General features: G+C 58.4%; 21 protein-coding genes. 18 read left to right on the plus strand and 3 right to left on the minus strand.

Annotated features, from left to right (window positions below):
• Positions 1–7: 7 nt before the first annotated feature.
• The 16 genes from ALO43_RS26095 (at position 8) to ALO43_RS26170 (ending at position 15,429) form a co-directional block, all read left to right on the plus strand.
• The gene (locus ALO43_RS26095) at positions 8–2,167 is read left to right on the plus strand and encodes a phage tail tape measure protein (protein ID WP_005896682.1); all 2,160 of its coding nucleotides are present in this window, start codon (positions 8–10) and stop codon (positions 2,165–2,167) included.
• Positions 2,164–3,621: a DNA circularization protein gene (locus ALO43_RS26100; protein WP_005896685.1), complete on the plus strand. Its 1,458-nt coding sequence runs from the start codon at positions 2,164–2,166 to the stop codon at positions 3,619–3,621. The genes ALO43_RS26095 and ALO43_RS26100 overlap by 4 nt, the downstream gene beginning before the upstream one ends.
• 3 nt (positions 3,622–3,624) lie before the next feature.
• A complete protein-coding gene (locus ALO43_RS26105) occupies positions 3,625–4,752 on the plus strand; it encodes a phage baseplate assembly protein (protein WP_054998384.1) in 1,128 nt (375 codons plus the stop codon).
• Positions 4,749–5,261 (plus strand): phage baseplate assembly protein V, encoded by a 513-nt coding sequence (locus ALO43_RS26110; RefSeq protein ID WP_005896692.1) that lies wholly within the window; start codon positions 4,749–4,751, stop codon positions 5,259–5,261. The genes ALO43_RS26105 and ALO43_RS26110 overlap by 4 nt, the downstream gene beginning before the upstream one ends.
• Entirely contained in the window at positions 5,258–5,656 is a 399-nt protein-coding gene (locus ALO43_RS26115; RefSeq protein WP_005896695.1) for a phage GP46 family protein, read from the plus strand. The genes ALO43_RS26110 and ALO43_RS26115 overlap by 4 nt, the downstream gene beginning before the upstream one ends.
• Positions 5,646–6,686: a baseplate J/gp47 family protein gene (locus ALO43_RS26120; protein WP_005896699.1), complete on the plus strand. Its 1,041-nt coding sequence runs from the start codon at positions 5,646–5,648 to the stop codon at positions 6,684–6,686. Before ALO43_RS26115 ends, ALO43_RS26120 begins: the two co-directional genes overlap by 11 nt.
• Positions 6,674–7,273 carry a YmfQ family protein gene (locus ALO43_RS26125; protein WP_053480328.1) on the plus strand — a complete coding sequence of 200 codons (600 nt, stop codon included), beginning with the start codon at positions 6,674–6,676 and terminating at the stop codon, positions 7,271–7,273. The genes ALO43_RS26120 and ALO43_RS26125 overlap by 13 nt, the downstream gene beginning before the upstream one ends.
• 10 nt (positions 7,274–7,283) lie before the next feature.
• Positions 7,284–8,744: a phage tail protein gene (locus ALO43_RS26130; protein WP_024670555.1), complete on the plus strand. Its 1,461-nt coding sequence runs from the start codon at positions 7,284–7,286 to the stop codon at positions 8,742–8,744.
• 7 nt (positions 8,745–8,751) lie between these two features.
• Entirely contained in the window at positions 8,752–9,318 is a 567-nt protein-coding gene (locus ALO43_RS26135; protein ID WP_024670554.1) for a tail fiber assembly protein, read from the plus strand.
• Between the two features lie 251 nt (positions 9,319–9,569).
• Positions 9,570–10,628, plus strand: a complete 1,059-nt coding sequence (locus tag ALO43_RS26140) for a tail fiber assembly protein (RefSeq protein ID WP_024670553.1) — start codon at positions 9,570–9,572, stop codon at positions 10,626–10,628.
• A gap of 107 nt (positions 10,629–10,735) precedes the next feature.
• Complete coding sequence (locus ALO43_RS26145; RefSeq protein WP_005896716.1) at positions 10,736–11,281, plus strand: glycoside hydrolase family 19 protein; 546 nt, start codon at positions 10,736–10,738, stop codon at positions 11,279–11,281.
• The gene (locus tag ALO43_RS26150; RefSeq protein ID WP_005896718.1) at positions 11,278–11,787 is read left to right on the plus strand and encodes a lysis system i-spanin subunit Rz; all 510 of its coding nucleotides are present in this window, start codon (positions 11,278–11,280) and stop codon (positions 11,785–11,787) included. Before ALO43_RS26145 ends, ALO43_RS26150 begins: the two co-directional genes overlap by 4 nt.
• A 412-nt stretch (positions 11,788–12,199) precedes the next feature.
• Positions 12,200–12,799: an aminodeoxychorismate/anthranilate synthase component II gene (locus ALO43_RS26155; RefSeq protein ID WP_005896841.1), complete on the plus strand. Its 600-nt coding sequence runs from the start codon at positions 12,200–12,202 to the stop codon at positions 12,797–12,799.
• Between the two features lie 21 nt (positions 12,800–12,820).
• On the plus strand, positions 12,821–13,870 hold the full coding sequence (gene trpD / locus ALO43_RS26160) for an anthranilate phosphoribosyltransferase (protein ID WP_054998385.1): 1,050 nt from the start codon (positions 12,821–12,823) through the stop codon (positions 13,868–13,870).
• Positions 13,867–14,703 (plus strand): indole-3-glycerol phosphate synthase TrpC, encoded by an 837-nt coding sequence (gene trpC, locus ALO43_RS26165; protein ID WP_053931857.1) that lies wholly within the window; start codon positions 13,867–13,869, stop codon positions 14,701–14,703. Before trpD ends, trpC begins: the two co-directional genes overlap by 4 nt.
• Before the next feature lie 30 nt (positions 14,704–14,733).
• The gene (locus ALO43_RS26170; RefSeq protein WP_054998386.1) at positions 14,734–15,429 is read left to right on the plus strand and encodes a lipoate--protein ligase family protein; all 696 of its coding nucleotides are present in this window, start codon (positions 14,734–14,736) and stop codon (positions 15,427–15,429) included.
• Between the two features lie 11 nt (positions 15,430–15,440).
• Here ALO43_RS26170 and crp read toward each other — a convergent pair whose 3' ends face one another.
• Entirely contained in the window at positions 15,441–16,085 is a 645-nt protein-coding gene (gene crp, locus ALO43_RS26175) for a cAMP-activated global transcriptional regulator CRP (protein ID WP_024670550.1), read from the minus strand.
• 222 nt (positions 16,086–16,307) lie between these two features.
• Between crp and ALO43_RS26180 the strand changes: the two genes are divergently transcribed.
• The gene (locus ALO43_RS26180; protein ID WP_005896851.1) at positions 16,308–16,730 is read left to right on the plus strand and encodes an OsmC family protein; all 423 of its coding nucleotides are present in this window, start codon (positions 16,308–16,310) and stop codon (positions 16,728–16,730) included.
• A gap of 243 nt (positions 16,731–16,973) precedes the next feature.
• Positions 16,974–17,768, plus strand: a complete 795-nt coding sequence (speD, locus tag ALO43_RS26185; RefSeq protein ID WP_005896853.1) for an adenosylmethionine decarboxylase — start codon at positions 16,974–16,976, stop codon at positions 17,766–17,768.
• Positions 17,769–17,828: 60 nt separating this feature from the next.
• On the opposite strand, the gene coq7 is transcribed toward speD, so the two are convergent.
• Both coq7 and ALO43_RS26195 read right to left on the minus strand, forming a co-directional pair.
• Entirely contained in the window at positions 17,829–18,476 is a 648-nt protein-coding gene (coq7, locus tag ALO43_RS26190) for a 2-polyprenyl-3-methyl-6-methoxy-1,4-benzoquinone monooxygenase (protein ID WP_005896855.1), read from the minus strand.
• A gap of 120 nt (positions 18,477–18,596) precedes the next feature.
• A complete protein-coding gene (locus tag ALO43_RS26195; protein WP_005896857.1) occupies positions 18,597–18,935 on the minus strand; it encodes a histidine triad nucleotide-binding protein in 339 nt (112 codons plus the stop codon).
• Positions 18,936–18,992: the final 57 nt, after the last annotated feature.

The raw sequence follows: 18,992 nt of genomic DNA on the forward strand, positions 1-18,992 counted from the left end.
GGGAGTGATGGCAGACACTATCAGAACGCTGATTACCGGCGTCGACCAGCTGTCTCCAACGCTGGCAACTATCCGCACCAACGTCAAAGGCTTCCAGGAAAGGCTCGGCAACTCGGGTCTTGGGAAAATAAACGTTGGCGAGATGATCAAGGGCAATGCTTTTACCGAGCCCTTGATTGCCGGGGTAAAGGCAGCGATCGGTTTCGAGACCAGCATGGCAGGCGTGAAACGGTCAGTCAGCTTTGATACACCGCAACAGTTTCAGCAGATGGGGTCCGACATTCTGGACCTCAGTGAACGGCTGCCCGAAAGTGCCAACGGTATCGCGGCGATTGTTGCCGCCGGTGCCAAGGCCAATGTACCGCGTCAAGAACTGACCGGGTTTGCCAGCGATGCTGTGAAAATGGGTATCGCATTCGATCAGACGGCCGCTGAATCTGGCGACATGATGGCCTCATGGCGATCTTCGTTCCAGATGACTCAACCGCAAGTCGCGGCGCTGTCCGAGAAGATCAACGTGCTCGGCGGCAACAACCTGGAAAAGAAAATCGCCACCATGGTCACCGCAATGGGCCCGCTCGGGCCCGTTGCGGGGCTTGCCTCCGGGCAACTGGCGGCGATGGGCGCCACCCTGGCCAGTGTCGATGTGCCGGCCGATGTTGCGGCCAGCGGCATGACGCGATTCATGCAGTCGTTGACCGAAGGCGGCGCGGCTAAGGCCGGCGCGTTCGAAGCGCTGCAACTCGACGTCAATCAACTGACCAAAGGCATGCAGAGTGACCCGTCCGGGACTATTGAAAAGGTCCTGACGGCGGTTTCCAGTGTTGATCCCGGCAAACAGTCGGATGTCATCACGCAGCTGTTCGGTGCGCAATCACTGGGCGCGATCACGCCGCTGCTGGCCAACCTCGACGTGCTCAGGTCCAACCTGGCCGAGGTCGGCGAGGGCGTGCAGAGCAGTGGGACCATCGAGAAGGAATTCGCCGACAACTCCCAAACCACGGCCTCGGCCATCAAAGAGATGACCAACCGTGTCGATCATCTGGGCATCAACATTGGCAGCATGTTCCTGCCTGCGATGAACGAAGCAATGGCCGTGATCGGGCCGATGATTTCTCAGGTCGCTGCACTGGCGGCCGAGCACCCTGGCGTGATCAAGGGTGTGGTGGGCGCCGCAGTTGCGTTCGGCATTCTGCAAGTCGCGGTTCTTGCTGCAACGACGGCTGCCCGGTTGCTGAACGCGGTAATGGGCATGTCACCGTTGGGCCTGATCGTACTCGGCCTTGCACTGGCGGCAGGTCTGCTGATCGCTAACTGGTCGACCGTTGCCCCTTATTTTGAAGCGGTCTGGGAAGCGATTCGCGGGCCGGCCATGGCGCTGTGGGACGTACTGAAGGCGGTATTTGCCTGGACGCCGCTCGGCATGATCGCTGACAACTGGCAGCCGTTATCCGAATTCTTTGCCGCGCTGTGGGGCGTGATCACGGCCTTGGCCACGCCGTTTTTCGACTTCCTGCAGACGCTGTTCGCCTTGTCGCCGCTGGGCATGGTCGTGACCAACTGGCAGCCACTCTCGGAGTACTTTGCCGGGTTGTGGGAAACCATCAAGTCCGTGGCGCAGCCCTTTACCGAGGTGTTGGCGACGCTGTTCAGTTTCTCGCCGCTGGGCATGGTCATCGAGAAGTGGCAGCCGATCAAAACCTGGTTTGCGGGTTTATGGGCGGACATCAAGCCCTTCATCGAACCGATCACGAGCTGGTTTGGCGGCGACGGTAATAAATCCTTACTGCAAAGGGCGACGGAAAAGGTCAATCAGTTCGCTGAAGAGCAACGGCTGAGCAACGCTGGACCGGGCGGCGGAACCGGAGCGTTTCTAGCGGCGAATGCGGTCGAGACCAGTCGCCTGAATCAGCAGCAGCTCAATCAGGCCACTGGCGTGCCGCCGACCAGTCAATTGCTCAGTGTGCCGAACGTTCCAGCCCCCGGCAGCCTGTTGCTGCAACAGGGCGCTGCGGGGAGCGGTTCGCGACTTGAAGGCGAGCTCAACATTCGTTTTGAAAACGCGCCGCCGGGCATGCGTCCTGGGCTTGTACAGACCAATCAGCCGGGTTTGACGATTTCGCCAAACGTCGGTTATCGAACCCTCGGCGCAGGAGCCGGATCATGAGTACATGGCGTGACAGCCTGCTGCCAGCGTCTTTCCGTGGCGTCGGTTTTTTCATTGAAAAAGCCGTCGTCCCGGTGGGTCGCAAGGGGCAGTTGCATGAATTTCCACAGCGCGACGAACCGTACTTCGAGTCGTTGGGCAAGCAGTCGCAGATTCACACGCTGACGGCTTTCATTGTCGGTCGCGACTGTTTCGAACAACGCGACAGATTGCTTCAGGCGCTGGAGCAGGAGGAGGCTGGCGAGCTGGTGCATCCGTGGCTGGGGCGCCTACAGGTGCAGGTCGGGGAGTGCAGCGTCACGCACAATCTGAACGAAGGCGGGCTTGTCCGCCTGGATCTGAAGTTCTATCCCGCCAACCCGCTCAAGTTTCCTGTGTCGACGCTCAACACTCGGCGCCAGTTGCTGGGCGCGTCCGAGAGCCTGCTGGACTCGGCACTCAGGCGCTACCGCATGGTGATGGCCACCGTGGATGCCGTGCGCATCAATGTTCAGGCGCTGCGCAGTGCGCTGTCTGGGGTATTCGCAACCATTCAGCGGCAGTTTGCGCCGTTCATGACGATCTATTCGGATGTTACCGCGCTGGTGCATTCACTGGTCAATGCGCCGCTGACCATCAGCACGCTGTTCTCCACGTTCTTCGCCAGTTTCGACGGCGACAGTCGTCGTTCCCGAAGGGCGAACGGCACCAGCAGTATCGGTGGCGCCAGCACCGGCACAGGTTCTGGTAGTTCAATTGGCAGCTCCGTTGGCAGTTCAGCCGGAGGTGCCTCTGGCGGTTCGGCGGGAAGCAGCTCCGGCGGCGGCTCCATGAACGGCAGCAGCGGCACGGCTATCGGTCAGACCGCCAGGTCCGCCATGAATGGCGGGGCATCCTCGGTTGAAACGGTGCAGTACCGGTCGGTGATTTCCGAGGCCACACAACAGGCGGAGGCGGTGTCCGCTATCAATCTGGTCAACCAGGGCAGCGGTCTCGACACTGGGGCGACTGCTCAAGCTACCGCCAACCTGGTTCAGGATGCGCTGTTGGTCAAGGTCGCCAGAATCGTCGCCAGCATGCCGGTTGCGACAGCGGTTGCGCCACTTACGGTGGTGCCTTCGCTGGATCAGCAGGTCACGCAACCGCTGCAACGCGTGGATGTGCCGGTTGCCGATGATGTGATCGAGCTGCGCGACACGCTCAGTTCGGCGATCTGGGACGCGTCGCTGAAGGCCGACCCCGAACATTACCTGGCACTGAACACATTACGTCAGGCACTGGTCAGGCACCTCAATGCGGTGGCGGCGTCTGGCGTGCGTCTGGTGGACATGAAGGTGTCCGAACCGCTGCCTGCGCTGGTGCTGGCCTATCGGCGATTCGGTGATGCCAGCCGGGCGCTGGAGTTAGTGCAGCGCAACCGGCTGGCCCACCCGGGTTTCGTGCCTCCCGGCACGCTGAAGATCGCTCAGGAGTAACCCATGATCGACCCTAACGTTGTCACCCTGACGGTTGACCAGCACGACTACGCCGGTTGGAAATCGGTGGAAATCTCTGCCGGGATCGAGCGTCAGGCACGCAGCTTTGACGTGAGCATTACCTGGCAGTGGCCGGGCACTGAAATATCGCATCCGATCACGCCCGGCGCAGCCTGCGAAGTGCGTATCGGCGGCGAGCTGATTCTGACCGGCTGGGTGTTTGCCGCGCCGATTACCTATGACGGCAAGCAAGTCACGCTAACGATTTCCGGACGCTCGAAAACGGCTGACCTGATTGACTGCTCTGCCATCAACAAGCCCGGCCAGTGGACGGGCGTGGGTGTGCTGACCATTGTTCAGGCGCTGGCTGCGCCTTACGAATTGAAGGTGATCAGCGAAATACCGGAAACCTCGAAGCTGGCCAAACACAACATCGAGCCGGGTGAAAGCGTGTTCAAGTCCATCGACCGGCTGTTGACCCTGTTCCGGATTTTCTCCACCGATGACGAATACGGCAATGTGGTATTGGCCAGGCCGGGGAGTCGGGGGCAGAGCGCAGACGCGCTTGAGCTAGGCAAGAATGTGCTGAGCGCGAAGATCGCGCGGGATTTTTCCGGGATTTTTTCCGAGTACCGGGTTATTGGCCAACAAACGGGTAACGACAAGACGTTCGGCAAAGAGGCTTCAGAGGTTTCGGCCGAAGTCACCGATACGCGGCATGACGATCCCGGCCGCAAAAAGCGTCTTCGCGTGTTGATCGTTCATGAGGACGCGCCGATCACCCCCACGCTCGCCCTGAGCCGCGCCAATTGGGAGCGGGGTCAACGGGCAGGCAAAGCGCTGCTCACCACCTATAAGGTCCAGGGCTGGCGACAGTCAAACGGCGCACTGTGGCGACACAACACCATGGTGCGCGTGGTGGATCCGGTTATCGGCTTTGCGGGCAGAAACATGCTGATTTCAGCCGTGACCTACTCGCTGACTGATCAAGGCACGATCACCACGCTAGTGGTCGGTCCGCCTGAAGGTTTCCAGAGCGAGCCCGGCGACCCCAACAAGCGCAGCAAGGTACAAGTCAATCAGGACGCGTACTCCTGGCTGCTGCCCATCGACGAGGAAACAACTGCATGAGCTTACTCAATCGCATGCTGGTGCGCGGCACGGTCGTGCTCGCCAGGGCCAGCAGCAAGATGCAGGCGCTGCAAATGCGCCTTACCGCCGGAGAGGTCAAGGACGACATGGAACATTTCGAACCCTACGGCTTCACCAGCCACCCGCTGGCCGGCGCTGAAGGTATCGCCGCGTTTATTGGCGGCGATCGTTCTCACGGTCTGCTGCTGGTGGTGGCCGACCGGCGCTATCGCCTCAAGGGCCTGGAGTCCGGCGAAGTGGCGATCTATACCGACGAGGGCGACAAGATCCACCTCAAGCGCGGCAAGGTCATCGACATCGAAACCGGCACCCTGAACATCAAGGCGTCAAAGGCAGTAAACGTCGACACACCGCAGATCAACCAGACCGGAAAGATCGTGTCCCAGGGCGACCAGATTGCCGGCGGCATCAGCCAGATCAGCCATCTGCATGGCAACGTGCAGGCCGGTAACGGTCAGAGCGGGCCGCCTGTTGGAGGTGCCGGATGATCATTGAAGGCTCCCTGCAGGCTTCCTTGCTGCGTTCAGTGGTGATCAGCCTGTTCACCTGGCGGCGCGCTGAAGCGGACGACCCGTATGACGATGCCGAACGCTTCGGTTGGTGGGGCGATACCTACCCGGCGCAGGCCAATGACCGTATCGGCTCCAGGCTGTGGTTGCTACGCCGGGTTCGACTTACCGCGCAGACCCGGCGTGATGCCGAGTTCTATGCGCGCGAAGCGCTTACCTGGCTGATCGACGATGGCCAGGTCAGCAACATCAACATCATTACCGAACAGGTTCAGAGCAATCGCTTGAACCTGGGCGTCGAGCTGGTCGTTTCGGACGGTCAGGTCGTGCGCTTCAACCCTTCTGAACAGTGGCAGGTGATTTATGCCGTTTGAAACGCCTACGTTACCGGCGCTGATCAACCGAACCCAGGTCGACCTCGCCGACGACGCGCTGCGTCAGTCCGATGCTCGGGTGCTGTCGCGCGCACACAGCGGTGCGGCCTATGGGCTGTATGGCTATCAGGACTGGATCGCCGACCAGATTCTGCCGGACACCGCCGATGAGGAAACACTCGAACGGCAAGCCATCCTGCGCTTGCGCCAGCCGCGCAAGGTCGCGCAGTCCGCACGCGGTTCGGTGCGCTTCACCGCGGCGGCCGGTGCGGTGCTGGATGCCGACACCGTGCTGCAATTCAGCGATGGACGCTTTTACCGGGTGACCAAAGGTGTCACCACGGTCGCGGGCAACAACACCACGACAGTCGAGGCCGTGGATGCAGGCAGTCTCGGCAACGCCGATGCCGGGATGGTGATGACCGTCGTGCAACCTGTCGAAGGGATCGACAGTACGTTTACCGTGATCGAGGACGGTCTGTCTGGCGGTATTGCTCAGGAAAGCATCGAGTCGCTGCGGGCCAGGGTCGTGCGCTCTTACCGGATCATTCCGCATGGCGGCAATCAGGATGATTACGTGACCTGGGCGCTTGAAGTGCCGGGCGTGACACGGGCCTGGTGCGTGCGTCGCTATTTGGGGCCGGGCACTGTCGCGGTTTTCTTCATGCGTGACGATGAGCTTGACCCGATTCCCGATGCCGAGCAACTGGCTGAAATGGCGGCGTACATTGAGCCGTTGCGCCCGGTCACTGCCGACGTCTATGTGCTGGCGCCGGTGCAGAAGCCGGTGGTCTACACCATCAGACTGACGCCTGACACTTCTGCGGTTCGCGCAGCAGTGGAGACGCAACTGCTGGACTTGCACAACCGCGAGGGCGGACTGGGTGAAACCCTGTTGCTGACGCATATCGCCGAAGCGATCAGCCGCGCGACCGGCGAAACCGATCATGTGCTGGTTGCACCGGTCGCCAACGTCACGGCAGCCGCCAATCAGTTGCTGACCTTCGGAGGAATATTATGGTCGTCATAAGAACTGCCGAGCACTACGCCGAGCAACTCCAGGCACTGCTGCCGCCCGGCCCCGCCTGGGACCCTGAGCGAGTGCCGGAAGTGCAGCACGTCATTGCCGGGCTGTCCCGCGAATTCGCCCGTATCGATGGCCGCGCTTTCGACCTGCTCAACGAGATGGACCCGGCCAACGTCAGCGAGCTGGTGCCGGACTGGGAGCGGGTCATGAACCTGCCCGACCCGTGCCTCGGGCTCAAGCCCTTGTTCGCAGACCGGCGCCTGTCAGTGCGACAGCGACTTGTTGCGACAGGAGGGCAGAACGCAGGGTTCTACATCGACATTGCCATCAGCCAGGGCTACCCCGACGCCACCGTGACCGAACACCGAACGCCCCGTATGGGGCGTTCGCGTTTTGGTCAGGCGCACTTCGGCACCTGGAGCGCGCAATTCATGTGGACCCTGAACACCGGAGGGCGCCAGCGTCTGGGGCGCCGCTTCGGGGCCAGCTATTGGGGCGAGCGGTTCGGGGTCAACCCCGGCGTCGCCATCGAGTGTCTGATCCGCCGAGCTGCACCGGCGCACAGCGTCGAATTCGTTAATTTCAACTGAGGAACACAACATGGATTATCCCAAGAGTGTGCCAAGCGTAGGCTTGGTCAGCGGCAAGTTTGTAGATGAAAACCCGGCCACCGGAACACCCGGCTCGCTGATCCCGGCGGCGTGGGGGAACTCGGTGACGCAGGAGATTTTGAATGCGATGGCTGCTGGTGGCGAGCTGCCCGACGAAACCAAAACAGATCAACTGGCAACGGCAATTACCCAGATTGGCTCGCAGGTCAGGCAGGCTTATAAAGGTGCCGGGTTTGGTTACACAGCTTCTGAAACTCTTTTATCTGGAGCAGCGGGGCATTGGCACAGAGTCAATGTCGCGGGGATCACGCTGACATTACCTCCCAAGGCGAGTGTAAGTGTGGGTAAATCCATTACCTTTCATAACGCATCGCCAGGAGCGGCAACTATCAAGGCCAACGGTGCTGAGGTTATATCGCTATACGGTGCCGGCAGTAATACGTTGAAGCTCAGTGCTGAAGAGTGGGTAGAGCTGGTTTTTAATACTGATGCGATCTACATCACCAAGCGCGGAAAAATTACCGAGGTCGTGGGGGTCGACTCGCAAAAGGTATTCTCGTTCAGCGCTGATACGGCGTTTACGAAGGACCAGATGGGGTTTCTTCTACTGGATGCCACTGGGGCCAATCGGTCGTTCTCTTTGCCATCTTCAAACGCTGCGCTTGGCGTCAGGGATGTCGTCGTTCGCCGAGTCGACAATAGTGGAAACCGACTGGTGATCAATGCCGCAGCAGGAGAGAAAATAAGGTTTCACACTCATCTAAACGCCGCTGGTTATTCCTTTCTGGTTTTGATGGGGGCCGGCGACTGGTGGCAACTACGTAGCGATGGTGCTGGAAGCTGGTGGCCGATAGGGCGATATGACAACACGCCTTTGGGGAGGCCGGTTTTCGAAACAACGACGCTGTTCAGCCCCGGCGGATATGGCGCGCTCAACGGCGCGCTGCTTAGCCGCGCCGAATGGCCTTGGCTTTGGGATCATGCGCAAAAATCCGGGATGGTCTACACGGAAGCAGCTCGTACCGGCAAGGAAGGTGGATGGACCAGTGGCGACGGTGCTCAGACCTTTCGTGGGCCTGAGGGACGAGGCGAGTTTTTGCGGGTACTGGACGAGTCCCGTGGCGTCGATACATCGCGTGTCGCTGGCTCTTGGCAGGACGGTACTTGGCTGAGGACAGTGGCTCAGGAGTGGAGCGGCTCAGACGTAGAGACTGGCAGCTATCTGCTGGGCAACGGCCATGCGCAGGCAGACGGGCGTCTGAATTCCACAGGTCCCGGGGGGCTGTTGCCGCCAGGCGCATTAGTCCCTGCCGGCGGTTCCGCATACCTCCCAGAGACGACAGACAATGGCGTTATGGCAACTGTTATGAGAGACCAGCAACCGATGAATAACTGGATTCGTTTTCGTAGTCGCAACATGGCCTATCCGGGCCGTATCAAACTGATCTGAGGACACTATGCCTACTTACTTGATAGACGACTCTGGGGCCCTGATGGGGCCCGTTGAATTACCGGTGGTTCCTGGGCTAGGCGAGCAAACTCCCAGCAACGCTGTAAGCATCAACGAAGTACTCAACGAGCCAAATACAGGGTTTGCCTGGACGTTGGTCGATGGTGAGCTGCGGCAGGTTATAGATCTGCGCGGCTCGATGTATCGAATAACCGATGGCTCGGTAGAGGAGTGGAACGGCCTCGGTTTGCCGCCTGAACGGCTTACCGCCAAACAATGGCCTGGCAAATATTACGTTTGGCGAGAGGGTGATTGGTCTCTTGATACAGAAGCGCAGAAGATCGCATTGGCTTCGGCTGCTTTGATCCTTCGTGACCAGCATTTACGGGAAGCTGCCACACGTATCGCTCCGTTGCAGTATGCCAAGGATCTGGGAGATGCCACCGAGGCGGAGAATGCAAGTTTGCTGGAGTGGAAACGCTATAGCGTGGAACTGAACAGGATCGAGCAACACCCGGATTACCCTTTCCAGATCAAGTGGCCTTCACCGCCTTCGGATGCAGCTCCCCTCTAAACACCACCGCGAAAGCGGTTTTTTTATGCCCAGCTTTCGAGGTCTTCACGTGCGGGTTGAGCATGTGCGAATTCCTCAAAGACCCTGCCCACTAAAGGAGGGATACCTTATGAAAGCTTGATTCATAACGCTACACAGCACCCGTCGCATTAAGGATAGCTCAGGATTTTCTGTAGGGAATCTGGGGCGCACCTAAATGGCCATCCAGTAATAACAGCACTCTCTCAATACTCAACACAAAGGAATTAACTATGAACATCGTCCCCATCACTCGTAACCCTCAATGGGCCGATCAGGCTCACACCTCCATGACGCTCTGGGTGATCGTCAGTGAACCCGGCTATATGGATCGGCAGGACGCCATATCGGTCTCTGCCAATCATCCGGATCCGCAATATGTAGCGTTTTACAACCGGGCAATCGCTGGAGAGTTTGGTGAGATTCTTGAGCCAAGCGAACAGACGATTCTTATGAACATCAATGCGCAGCGTGGCGTCTACCTGGACAACGCTACCAAGCGAATCAACGAGCTGGATTTTCAACTGACCATTGTGCAAAACGCCATTGCATCGGGTTCGGCCACTGTCGCGCAAATCGAGTCCCGGCCTGCGCTGCAAGCCGAGCTTGATGCGTATTCGCTTTACCGGGCACAGCTCTCCAATCTGAGTTCGCTGCCAGGGTTCCCCCTGTCTTTTGTCTGGCCTGTTCCACCTGCAACTCCCTTCGTTTACGTAAAGCCGTCGGATGTGCCTACGCCTTCTACAGGCGTGAGCGAAGATGAACTGCCTTGGATCATGAGCAGCATTCGTAACCCTCGCTGGGTCGATCAGGCTCATACCGCTATCGTGCTTCTGGTCGTTTTTGAGAAAACCAAATATACGAAAGGCGAGGAGGCCGTCACTGTTTCTGCCAACGCACTCAAGCCGCAAGCCAGAGAACTCTTCAATCGTGCCTTTAACGGCGAGTTTGGCGTGATTCTCGAGCCGATCACGGAAGCGGGAACGGGCGATGTCATGACTCAGCGCGACGGATACTCGGCCCTGGCCACTGCGAAAGTCGATTCGTTGATCAGCAGGTTGAGCACCGTGCAAAGTGCCATTGAAGCCCAGTTGAAAACCCTGCCTGCACTACAAGCCGAGCTCAATGCTTACTGGCTATACAGGGTGCAGCTCGCCCAACTCGATGCGCAGCCGGGCTTTCCAGGGTCGTTTGTATGGCCCGTAGCGCCCGCATCGCCATTCGTGTACGTAAAGCCGGTTGAACAGCCAGCACCTTTTATAGGCGTAAGTGCAGACGAGCTACCCAAGTAATCACGCCCCGCACTGACGGGGCGTTGTTTTATCCGCAGTGCGCGTCGTTCTGGAAAAAGTAGTACTTCATCGACGCGTGATGCCAGCAAGCTATTTAGGAGGAATCCATGCTTATCAACCAGCAACAACTACTGCAAATCCTCCCCGACGCCGGCCCTAAAGCCGGCGTTTTTGTGTCTGCTCTCAACGTCGCCATGACTCGTTACAACATCAATACCCGGCTGCGCATTGCTGGATTCATTGCCCAGATCGGGCATGAATCCGGGCAGTTTCGCTATGTGCGGGAGCTGGGCAGCGACAGCTACCTGGCGAAGTACGACACCGGGCAGTTGGCACTGCGTCTGGGCAACACGCCAGAGGCGGACGGCGATGGCCAGCTTTATCGCGGTCGGGGGCTGATTCAGGTGACAGGGCGGGCGAATTACGAAGCGTGCGGGGAAGCGCTGGGGCTGGACCTGTTGAGTCAGCCGCAGTTGCTCGAACAACCAGAGCACGCCGCGATGTCGGCGGCGTGGTTCTGGGACCGGGCAAACCTCAACGCACTGGCAGACAAGGGTGATTTTCTGATGATCACCCGCCGCATCAACGGCGGCACCAATGGCCTGGCGGATCGACAGGCGCTTTACCAGCGGGCCTTGGAGGTACTGCCGTGAAAATGCTGGATGTGCGATTCCTGATCCTCGCATTCGTGCTGGGGTCGGGGCTGGGTACATGGGTCGCCTGGAAGTGGCAGGCGGCCCGCTATGGTCTGCAACTGTCGGCGCAACAACTGGCCTGGCAGCACGAACGCGAGCAGGCGGCATCCGCTGTCATCGAGTGGCAGGCTGCCGAACAGTCACGACGGCGGGCATTGGAAGTCCGTCTGCAAAACAACGATACAAACCTTCACAAGGAGTTGAGCGATGCACAGACCTCTCAAGCTCGTTTGCGCGACCGTCTGGCCACTGCTGATCTGCGGCTGTCAGTCCTCCTCGCCAGCCCTGCCGCTGGTGACGGAATGTCAGCCACCACCGATGCCGGCAGCCTGGTTCATGGAGGCCCGCGAGGCGAACTTGACCCAGCGGCTGCTGGACGAATTGTCGCCATTACCGACGACGGCGATCAGGGATTGATCGCCTTGAAGGCCTGCCAAGCCTACGTGCGTGAGATTGCGCACTGATGTTCCTTTCGGCTCCCCACCCTCGGCCATCGTGCCCCTGCCTGAATCCCGCCTCCGTCAGGAGGCGCGGCCTTTTTTCCCTCCTTAATAGTCCGTTCAGTCTGCCTTGCCTAGTACATTCATATTGCACCGGCCCATTCGGTACGCTAATGTCCCGAAACGTACCGATGAGACCCCTTCCGTGACGACAGTCAGCAAGCTTTTGATGCGCGTAATCAAGGCTCACGCCCGTTGGCGTTGGCGCGCCTGACTATTTCCTTGCCGGCCCTGCCGGACCCGTACCTGCATGCCTTCGATTTGTAATGCTTTCTGCCCCGGTTCCCCCACGCTTTGCGGCTGAGAGGGGAGGCTTGAGCGAAGTAGAATCCGGAAGGCTCGAATCAAGTCAGTAAATCAAAAGGTTGATAGCAAAATGTTGCTGATGATCGATAACTACGACTCCTTTACCTACAACGTTGTGCAGTACCTCGGTGAGCTGGGGGCAGACGTCAAAGTCATTCGCAATGACGAACTGACCATTGCCCAGATCGAAGCCCTGAACCCCGAGCGCATCGTGGTATCGCCCGGCCCGTGTACGCCCAACGAAGCAGGCGTATCGCTTGAGGTGATCAACCACTTCGCTGGCAAATTGCCGATTCTGGGTGTCTGCCTTGGGCATCAGTCCATTGGCCAGGCATTCGGGGGCGAGGTGGTGCGTGCGCGTCAGGTAATGCATGGCAAGACTAGCCCGGTGGTACACGAAGACGGTGGCGTGTTCGAAGGCCTTAATCATCCGTTGGTGGTAACCCGCTACCACTCGCTGGTGGTCAAGCGCGATACCTTGCCCGAGTGCCTGGAAGTGACGGCATGGACGTCGCTTGAAGATGGCTCTGTTGACGAGATCATGGGCCTGCGCCACAAGACATTGAACATCGAGGGCGTACAGTTTCACCCCGAGTCGATCCTGACCGAGCAAGGTCACGAGTTGTTCGCCAATTTCCTCAAACAGAGCGGCGGCCATCGTCAGGTCTAAGGACTTCTTATGAGTACCCCCATGAATATCAAAGGTGCGCTAAATCGCGTGGTCAATCAGCTGGACCTGACCACTGAAGAGATGAGCGACGTCATGCGCGAAATCATGACCGGGCAATGCACCGAAGCGCAGATCGGCTCTTTTCTGATGGGCATGCGCATGAAGAGCGAAACCATCGACGAGATTGTCGGTGCGGTTTCGGTCATGCGCGAGCTGGCCGACAAGGTCGAACTGAAAACCCTTGATGGCGTTGTCGACATCGTCGGCACTGGTGGCGACGGCGCGAATATTTTCAACGTGTCCACCGCGTCGGCATTTGTTATTGCCGCCGCTGGCTGCACGGTGGCCAAGCACGGCAACCGTGCCGTTTCCGGCAAAAGTGGCAGTGCCGATTTGCTGGAAGCGGCGGGTGTATACCTCAATCTGACGCCTGTTCAGGCGGCTCGATGCATTGACAGCGTCGGTATCGGCTTCATGTTCGCGCAGTCTCATCACCGCGCCATGAAACACACTGCCGGCCCTCGCCGGGAGTTGGGGCTGCGTACACTGTTCAATATGCTTGGCCCGCTGACGAACCCGGCTGGCGTGCGTCATCAGATCGTCGGCGTGTTCAATCAGGCGCTATGCCGCCCGCTGGCCGAGGTGCTGTTGCGTCTGGGCAGCAAGCACGTACTGGTGGTGCACTCGCAGGATGGGCTGGACGAGTTCAGTCTGGCCGCGCCCACCTTCGTAGCCGAATTGAAAAATGGCGAAGTGACAGAGTACTGGGTTCAGCCTGAAGATCTGGGCATCAAGAGTCAGAGTCTTTATGGCCTTGCAGTGGAAAGCCCCGCCGCTTCCCTGGAACTGATTCGTGATGCGCTGGGCCGTCGCAAGACCGATAACGGGCAGAAAGCTGCGGAGATGATCGTGCTCAATGCCGGTGCCGCGCTTTATGCCGCTGACCACGCCACAAGTCTGAAAGAGGGTGTGGCACTGGCGCACGACGCATTGCACACCGGTCTGGCTCGGGAAAAACTGGAAGAGTTGGGTGCTTTCACGGCTGTATTCAAACAGGAGAACGAAGGATGAGTTTGCCCACTGTACTGGAAAAAATTCTTGATCGAAAAGCTGATGAAATCTCTGCCCGTCGCGCGGTCGTCAGCCTGGCTGACCTCGAGCAAGAGATCGCGAAGGCTGATGCACCCCGTGGTTTTGCCAATGCGCTGATCACTCAGGCCAGGCTGAAGCAGCCCGCCGTCATTGCGGAAATCAAGAAGGCGTCGCCGAGCAAGGGCGTTATCCGGGAAAACTTTCTGCCCGCCGATATTGCCAGAAGCTATCAAGCGGGGGGCGCGACCTGTTTGTCCGTATTGACCGATGTTGATTTCTTTCAGGGCTCCGATGCCTACCTGCAACAGGCGCGCGCAGCCTGCAATTTGCCGGTTATCCGCAAGGATTTCATGATTGACCCGTATCAGGTGTACGAGGCGCGAGCCATTGGTGCGGACTGTATTCTGCTGATCGTATCGGCACTGGACGACGGGCGTATGGCTGAGCTGGCTGCCGTCGCCAAGAGTGTCGGGCTGGACGTGCTGGTTGAAGTGCATGACGGCGCCGAACTGGATCGCGCGCTCAAGGTGCTCGATACGCCGCTGGTGGGGGTCAACAATCGCAACCTCCACACTTTCGAGGTCAGCCTCGAAACCACGCTGGATCTGCTGCACCGTATCCCGCAGGATCGTCTGCTTGTCACTGAAAGCGGCATTCTCAACCGCGCGGATGTCGAGTTGATGGAAATCAACAGTATTTATTCATTCCTGGTGGGCGAAGCCTTCATGCGTGCCGTCCATCCGGGCGATGAACTGCAGCGGCTGTTCTTTCCTGAGCGCAAATCAGTCGTGAGTGGTTCTTCCACCCATTAACCGCATCTACTGCGCGCGCTGAGGGCTGGCATGCAAGACTCGATCATCGACATCTGTGTCGAACAAGGCTTGCAAGCCGAGCAGGAGCTATTGGCTAGCGTGTGTGCAGGCGAGGCAGACCACGGTTTGCTGCTCTGGCGACCCACCGATCAAGCGCTGGTGATACCGCGACGCATGAGCCGCCTCCCAGGTTTTATCGAAGCCAGCGAGACAATGACGGATAACGGCTGGCCTGTTCTGTTGCGCGAAACCGGTGGTGAGCCGGTTCCGCAGTCTTGCGCCACTGTCAATATCGCACTGGTCTATGCCCAGCCTGCGGCGGACTCTGATCGGGATCGCATCGAAACTGCTTATCTGCGCCTGTGCCAGCCGATTCTCGACCTGCTGCTCGCATTGGGCGGTCAGGCTTCGCTGGGTGAAGTGGCCGGGGCCTTCTGCGACGGTCGTTTCAACGTCAATCTAGATGGTCGAAAAATGGTCGGCACGGCTCAGCGCTGGCGCCAGGGTCAGGGCGGAACACGTCCCGTTGTGTTGGCTCACGGTGCGTTGCTGCTGGATGACCAGCGCGCGCAGATGGTGGCAGCAGTCAATCGTTTCAATGAACTATGTGAGCTTGATCAGCGTGTACGTGCCGAGAGTCACATTGCCCTGCACGAAGCGTTTCCCTATGCGCAGGTTCTCGAACATCTGGCACAGCGTTACCGGCGCATGCTGGCCGAGCTCTGATCGCCAGCGCATCAGCGTGTGCCGTAGACCACCATGGTTTTGCCTTTGACGTTGACCAGGCTTTGTTCTTCCAGAGCCTTCAGCACGCGGCCGACCATCTCCCTTGAACAGCCCACGATGCGGCCGATTTCCTGGCGGGTGATCTTGATCTGCATGCCGTCCGGGTGGGTCATGGCGTCTGGCTGTTTGCACAAGTCCAGCAACGTGCGCGCCACGCGTCCGGTCACGTCGAGAAACGCCAGGTCACCCACCTTGCGCGTGGTGTTGCGCAGGCGTTCGGCCATCTGGCTGCCGAGTGCGTAGAGAATTTCCGGATCCTGCCTGACTAGCTCGCGGAAGGTGTCGTAGGAGATTTCGGCGACCTCGCACTCAGTCTTGGCTCGTACCCATGCACTGCGCACGGATTCACGCCCCGGTTGCTCGAACAGACCCAACTCGCCGAAGAAATCGCCGTTGTTCAGATAGGCAACTATCATTTCCCTGCGCTCGTCATCCTCAATCAGCACAGTGACCGAGCCTTTGAGAATCAGAAACAACGACTCGGAATGATCGCCTGCGTTGATGATGTTGCTTTTCGCTGCATAGCGACGACGTTCCGCATGAGCGAGTAGCTTGTCCAGCCTGCTGGCTTGAGGTGTAAAGGTTATTGCGACCATGCGGTACTTCCGAAATAGAGACTATGGCCAAATGGCATACCTATAGGTATCGGCTGCACCTGGGTTCTCAGCAGCTTTTCAAGGCGTAACGGGTGCTATTTGCGAATGTTCCTACACGTTTCCTGCAAAAAGCATTTTTTCTGAGTGTTCGGTCAGGGTTTGGCGCTGTGCTAAGCTTGCGTCCCCTTTTTTACAATGCAGTTTTAGAATGGAGTCCTGGCGATGAAGGCACGCATCCAATGGGCCGGCGAGTCCATGTTTCTCGGAGAGTCCGGCAGCGGTCATGTAGTGGTAATGGACGGTCCGCCTGAAAGCGGTGGGCGCAATCTGGGTGTTCGGCCAATGGAAATGGTGCTGTTGGGCCTGGGCGGCTGCAGCAGCTTTGACGTGGTCAGCATCCTCAAGAAGTCGCGTCAGCCTGTCGAAAGCTGCGAAGCCTTTCTTGAAGCCGAGCGCGCAGACGAAGAGCCGAAAATATTCACAAAAATTCATCTGCACTTCGTTGTGAAGGGCCGCGGGCTCAAGGAGACTCAGGTCAAGCGTGCCATTGAGCTGTCTGCAGAGAAGTATTGCTCGGCCTCGATCATGCTCGTAAACGGGGGTGTAAAGATCACTCACGATTATGAAATTGTCGAACTGGGCTGAACGTCAGACATCCAACGATCATAAAAACGGCGCACACTCTGGCAGACGGCTTCGGACGTCTGCATAATGCGCCACTTTTTCAGGGCGCAGCGTGCATTGGTTTTTCTGCTGGCAGCCCGAACAGATAACCAAAATCGCCAACGCGAAGAGGTGTTAACCGTCCTACGCAGATGAGCCGGGCTCACCTGACGGGCATGCTTGATCACGCGGCTGGCGCCGCACCCATATAGAGAGTTTTTAACGGTGAAAAGCAAACTCAAGCTCCACGGGTTCAATAACCTGACAAAGACCTTGAGCTTCAACATTTATGACATCTGCTATGCGGAAACCCCGCAAGACCAGCAGGCGTATGTCGAGTACATCAACAGTGTGTACGACGCAGAACGCCTCACGCGGATTCTGACTGATGTTGTCGATATCATTGGTGCCAACATCCTGAACATTGCGCGTCAGGATTACGATCCACAAGGTGCCAGTGTGACCATTCTGATCTCCGAGCAGCCGGTGACGCCTACCGAAAGCCAGATCGAAGAGTCGCCAGGTCCATTGCCGGAAACTATCCTGGCGCACCTGGACAAGAGCCACATCACGGTTCACACCTACCCGGAAATTCACCCGGTAGATGGCATTGCCACGTTCCGGGTGGATATCGACGTGTCGACCTGTGGCGTCATTTCACCGCTAAAGGCGCTGAATTATCTGATTCACAAGTTCGAGTCGGACATCGTGACCGTCGATTATCGCGTGCGCGGCTTTACCCGCGACGTGGAAGGCAAGAAGCACTTCATCGATCACGAAATCAACTCGATCCAGAACTACCTGTCCGAAGACACGCGCAACGGTTACCAGATGACCGACGTGAACGTGTATCAGGAAAACCTGTTCCACACCAAGATGCTGCTCAAGCAGTTCGAACTGGATAACTACCTGTTCGGCGACGCTACCAGCAACCTGTCTGTCGAGCAGCGCGAGCAAGTGACAGCGAAGGTCAAGCACGAAATGCTGGAAATCTTCTACGGCCGTAACGTAGCCGTATAAGCCGGATTTCGGACATGAAAAAGGCGCCTCTTGCAGGCGCCTTTTTTCGTGGGGCTTTGGTCAGATGCGATAAGTCGACTTGGTCATGACCTTGGCCAGCACACTCATGCCGAACTTGACCGGGGCCGGGAAGCGGAAGCCGCCTGCCTCCAAGGCAGATTCGGCGTGGTGTTCTTCATCGCTGAGCATCTGTTCAAGAATCGCCCGGGACTTGCCGTCTTCGCTCGGCAGTTGGACCAGGTGCTCGCTCAAGTGCTTGCAAACCTGATCCTCTGTCGCCGCCACAAAGCCCAGGCTGACCCGGTCACTGATAATTCCAGCTACCGCGCCCATGCCGAATGACAGGCTGTAGAACAGCGGGTTCAGCACGCTGGTATGGCTGCCAAGTTGACGAATGCGCTGCTCGCACCAGACCAGGTGATCGATCTCTTCTTCGGCGGCGTGCTCCATCGCCTTGCGTACCTTGGGCAACTTTGCGGTCAGCGCCTGACCCTGATACAGCGCCTGGGCACAGACTTCTCCGGTGTGGTTGATACGCATGAGGCCCGCCACGTGACGCGTATCGACGTCACTCATCTTGTGGTCTGGCTGGACGACTGCGGGAGAAGGGCGTCGGGCGTGAGCGCTGGACGGCAGCAATGTGCGCATTGCGCTATCGGCTTGAAGTAACAGACGGTCGAGTGGGGAGTATTGACGTTCGGTAGCCATGGGCACCTCCGGAAGATCATGCGGGCAGTTTACCCCAATCAGCCGGAGGTGGCAGGGCCTGTCTCGTGTGGCCAGCGATCATCTGCTTCGCTGGTCGCGATCATGCCTGCAAACGCTGGATCAACCCGGAGGCCAATTCATCTGACGCTGACCCAGCACGTGCATATGAATGTGATAAACGGTCTGTCCGCCCAGCTCGTTGCAGTTCATTACCACCCGAAAGCCTTCTTCGCAGCCCAGCTCGATGGCCAGACGCTGCGCAGTGAACAGGATATGCCCTGCCAGGCTTTTGTCCTCTTCGGTCAGATCGCTCAGGGTGCGAATGGGTTTTTTCGGGATCACCAGAAAATGCACAGGTGCCTGAGGGGCAATGTCGTGAAAGGCAAGAACCTGATCATCTTCGTAGATGATCTTTGCCGGAATTTCCCGGTTGATGATCTTGGTAAACAAAGTTTCCACAGCCGTTGCTCCTTGTCGGTTGATGGGCGTCGCAGGGTATTGCCATGCAGCAACGAG

Source organism: Pseudomonas tremae (genome assembly GCF_001401155.1).
GTDB classification, from domain to species: domain Bacteria; phylum Pseudomonadota; class Gammaproteobacteria; order Pseudomonadales; family Pseudomonadaceae; genus Aquipseudomonas; species Aquipseudomonas tremae.

Excerpts from the sequence above, each read along its gene's own strand:
- ALO43_RS26110 (WP_005896692.1), top strand. The coding sequence starts at position 4,749 with ATGAGCTTACTCAATCGCATGCTGGTGCGCGGCACGGTCGTGCTCGCC.
- trpD (WP_054998385.1), top strand. The coding sequence starts at position 12,821 with ATGAATATCAAAGGTGCGCTAAATCGCGTGGTCAATCAGCTGGACCTG.
- ALO43_RS26155 (WP_005896841.1), top strand. The coding sequence starts at position 12,200 with ATGTTGCTGATGATCGATAACTACGACTCCTTTACCTACAACGTTGTG.
- crp (WP_024670550.1), bottom strand. The coding sequence starts at position 16,085 with ATGGTCGCAATAACCTTTACACCTCAAGCCAGCAGGCTGGACAAGCTA.
- ALO43_RS26125 (WP_053480328.1), top strand. The coding sequence starts at position 6,674 with ATGGTCGTCATAAGAACTGCCGAGCACTACGCCGAGCAACTCCAGGCA.
- ALO43_RS26135 (WP_024670554.1), top strand. The coding sequence starts at position 8,752 with ATGCCTACTTACTTGATAGACGACTCTGGGGCCCTGATGGGGCCCGTT.
- ALO43_RS26120 (WP_005896699.1), top strand. The coding sequence starts at position 5,646 with ATGCCGTTTGAAACGCCTACGTTACCGGCGCTGATCAACCGAACCCAG.
- ALO43_RS26180 (WP_005896851.1), top strand. The coding sequence starts at position 16,308 with ATGAAGGCACGCATCCAATGGGCCGGCGAGTCCATGTTTCTCGGAGAG.
- ALO43_RS26100 (WP_005896685.1), top strand. The coding sequence starts at position 2,164 with ATGAGTACATGGCGTGACAGCCTGCTGCCAGCGTCTTTCCGTGGCGTC.
- trpC (WP_053931857.1), top strand. The coding sequence starts at position 13,867 with ATGAGTTTGCCCACTGTACTGGAAAAAATTCTTGATCGAAAAGCTGAT.
- ALO43_RS26105 (WP_054998384.1), top strand. The coding sequence starts at position 3,625 with ATGATCGACCCTAACGTTGTCACCCTGACGGTTGACCAGCACGACTAC.
- ALO43_RS26140 (WP_024670553.1), top strand. The coding sequence starts at position 9,570 with ATGAACATCGTCCCCATCACTCGTAACCCTCAATGGGCCGATCAGGCT.
- ALO43_RS26170 (WP_054998386.1), top strand. The coding sequence starts at position 14,734 with ATGCAAGACTCGATCATCGACATCTGTGTCGAACAAGGCTTGCAAGCC.
- ALO43_RS26145 (WP_005896716.1), top strand. The coding sequence starts at position 10,736 with ATGCTTATCAACCAGCAACAACTACTGCAAATCCTCCCCGACGCCGGC.
- coq7 (WP_005896855.1), bottom strand. The coding sequence starts at position 18,476 with ATGGCTACCGAACGTCAATACTCCCCACTCGACCGTCTGTTACTTCAA.
- ALO43_RS26130 (WP_024670555.1), top strand. The coding sequence starts at position 7,284 with ATGGATTATCCCAAGAGTGTGCCAAGCGTAGGCTTGGTCAGCGGCAAG.
- ALO43_RS26095 (WP_005896682.1), top strand. The coding sequence starts at position 8 with ATGGCAGACACTATCAGAACGCTGATTACCGGCGTCGACCAGCTGTCT.
- ALO43_RS26115 (WP_005896695.1), top strand. The coding sequence starts at position 5,258 with ATGATCATTGAAGGCTCCCTGCAGGCTTCCTTGCTGCGTTCAGTGGTG.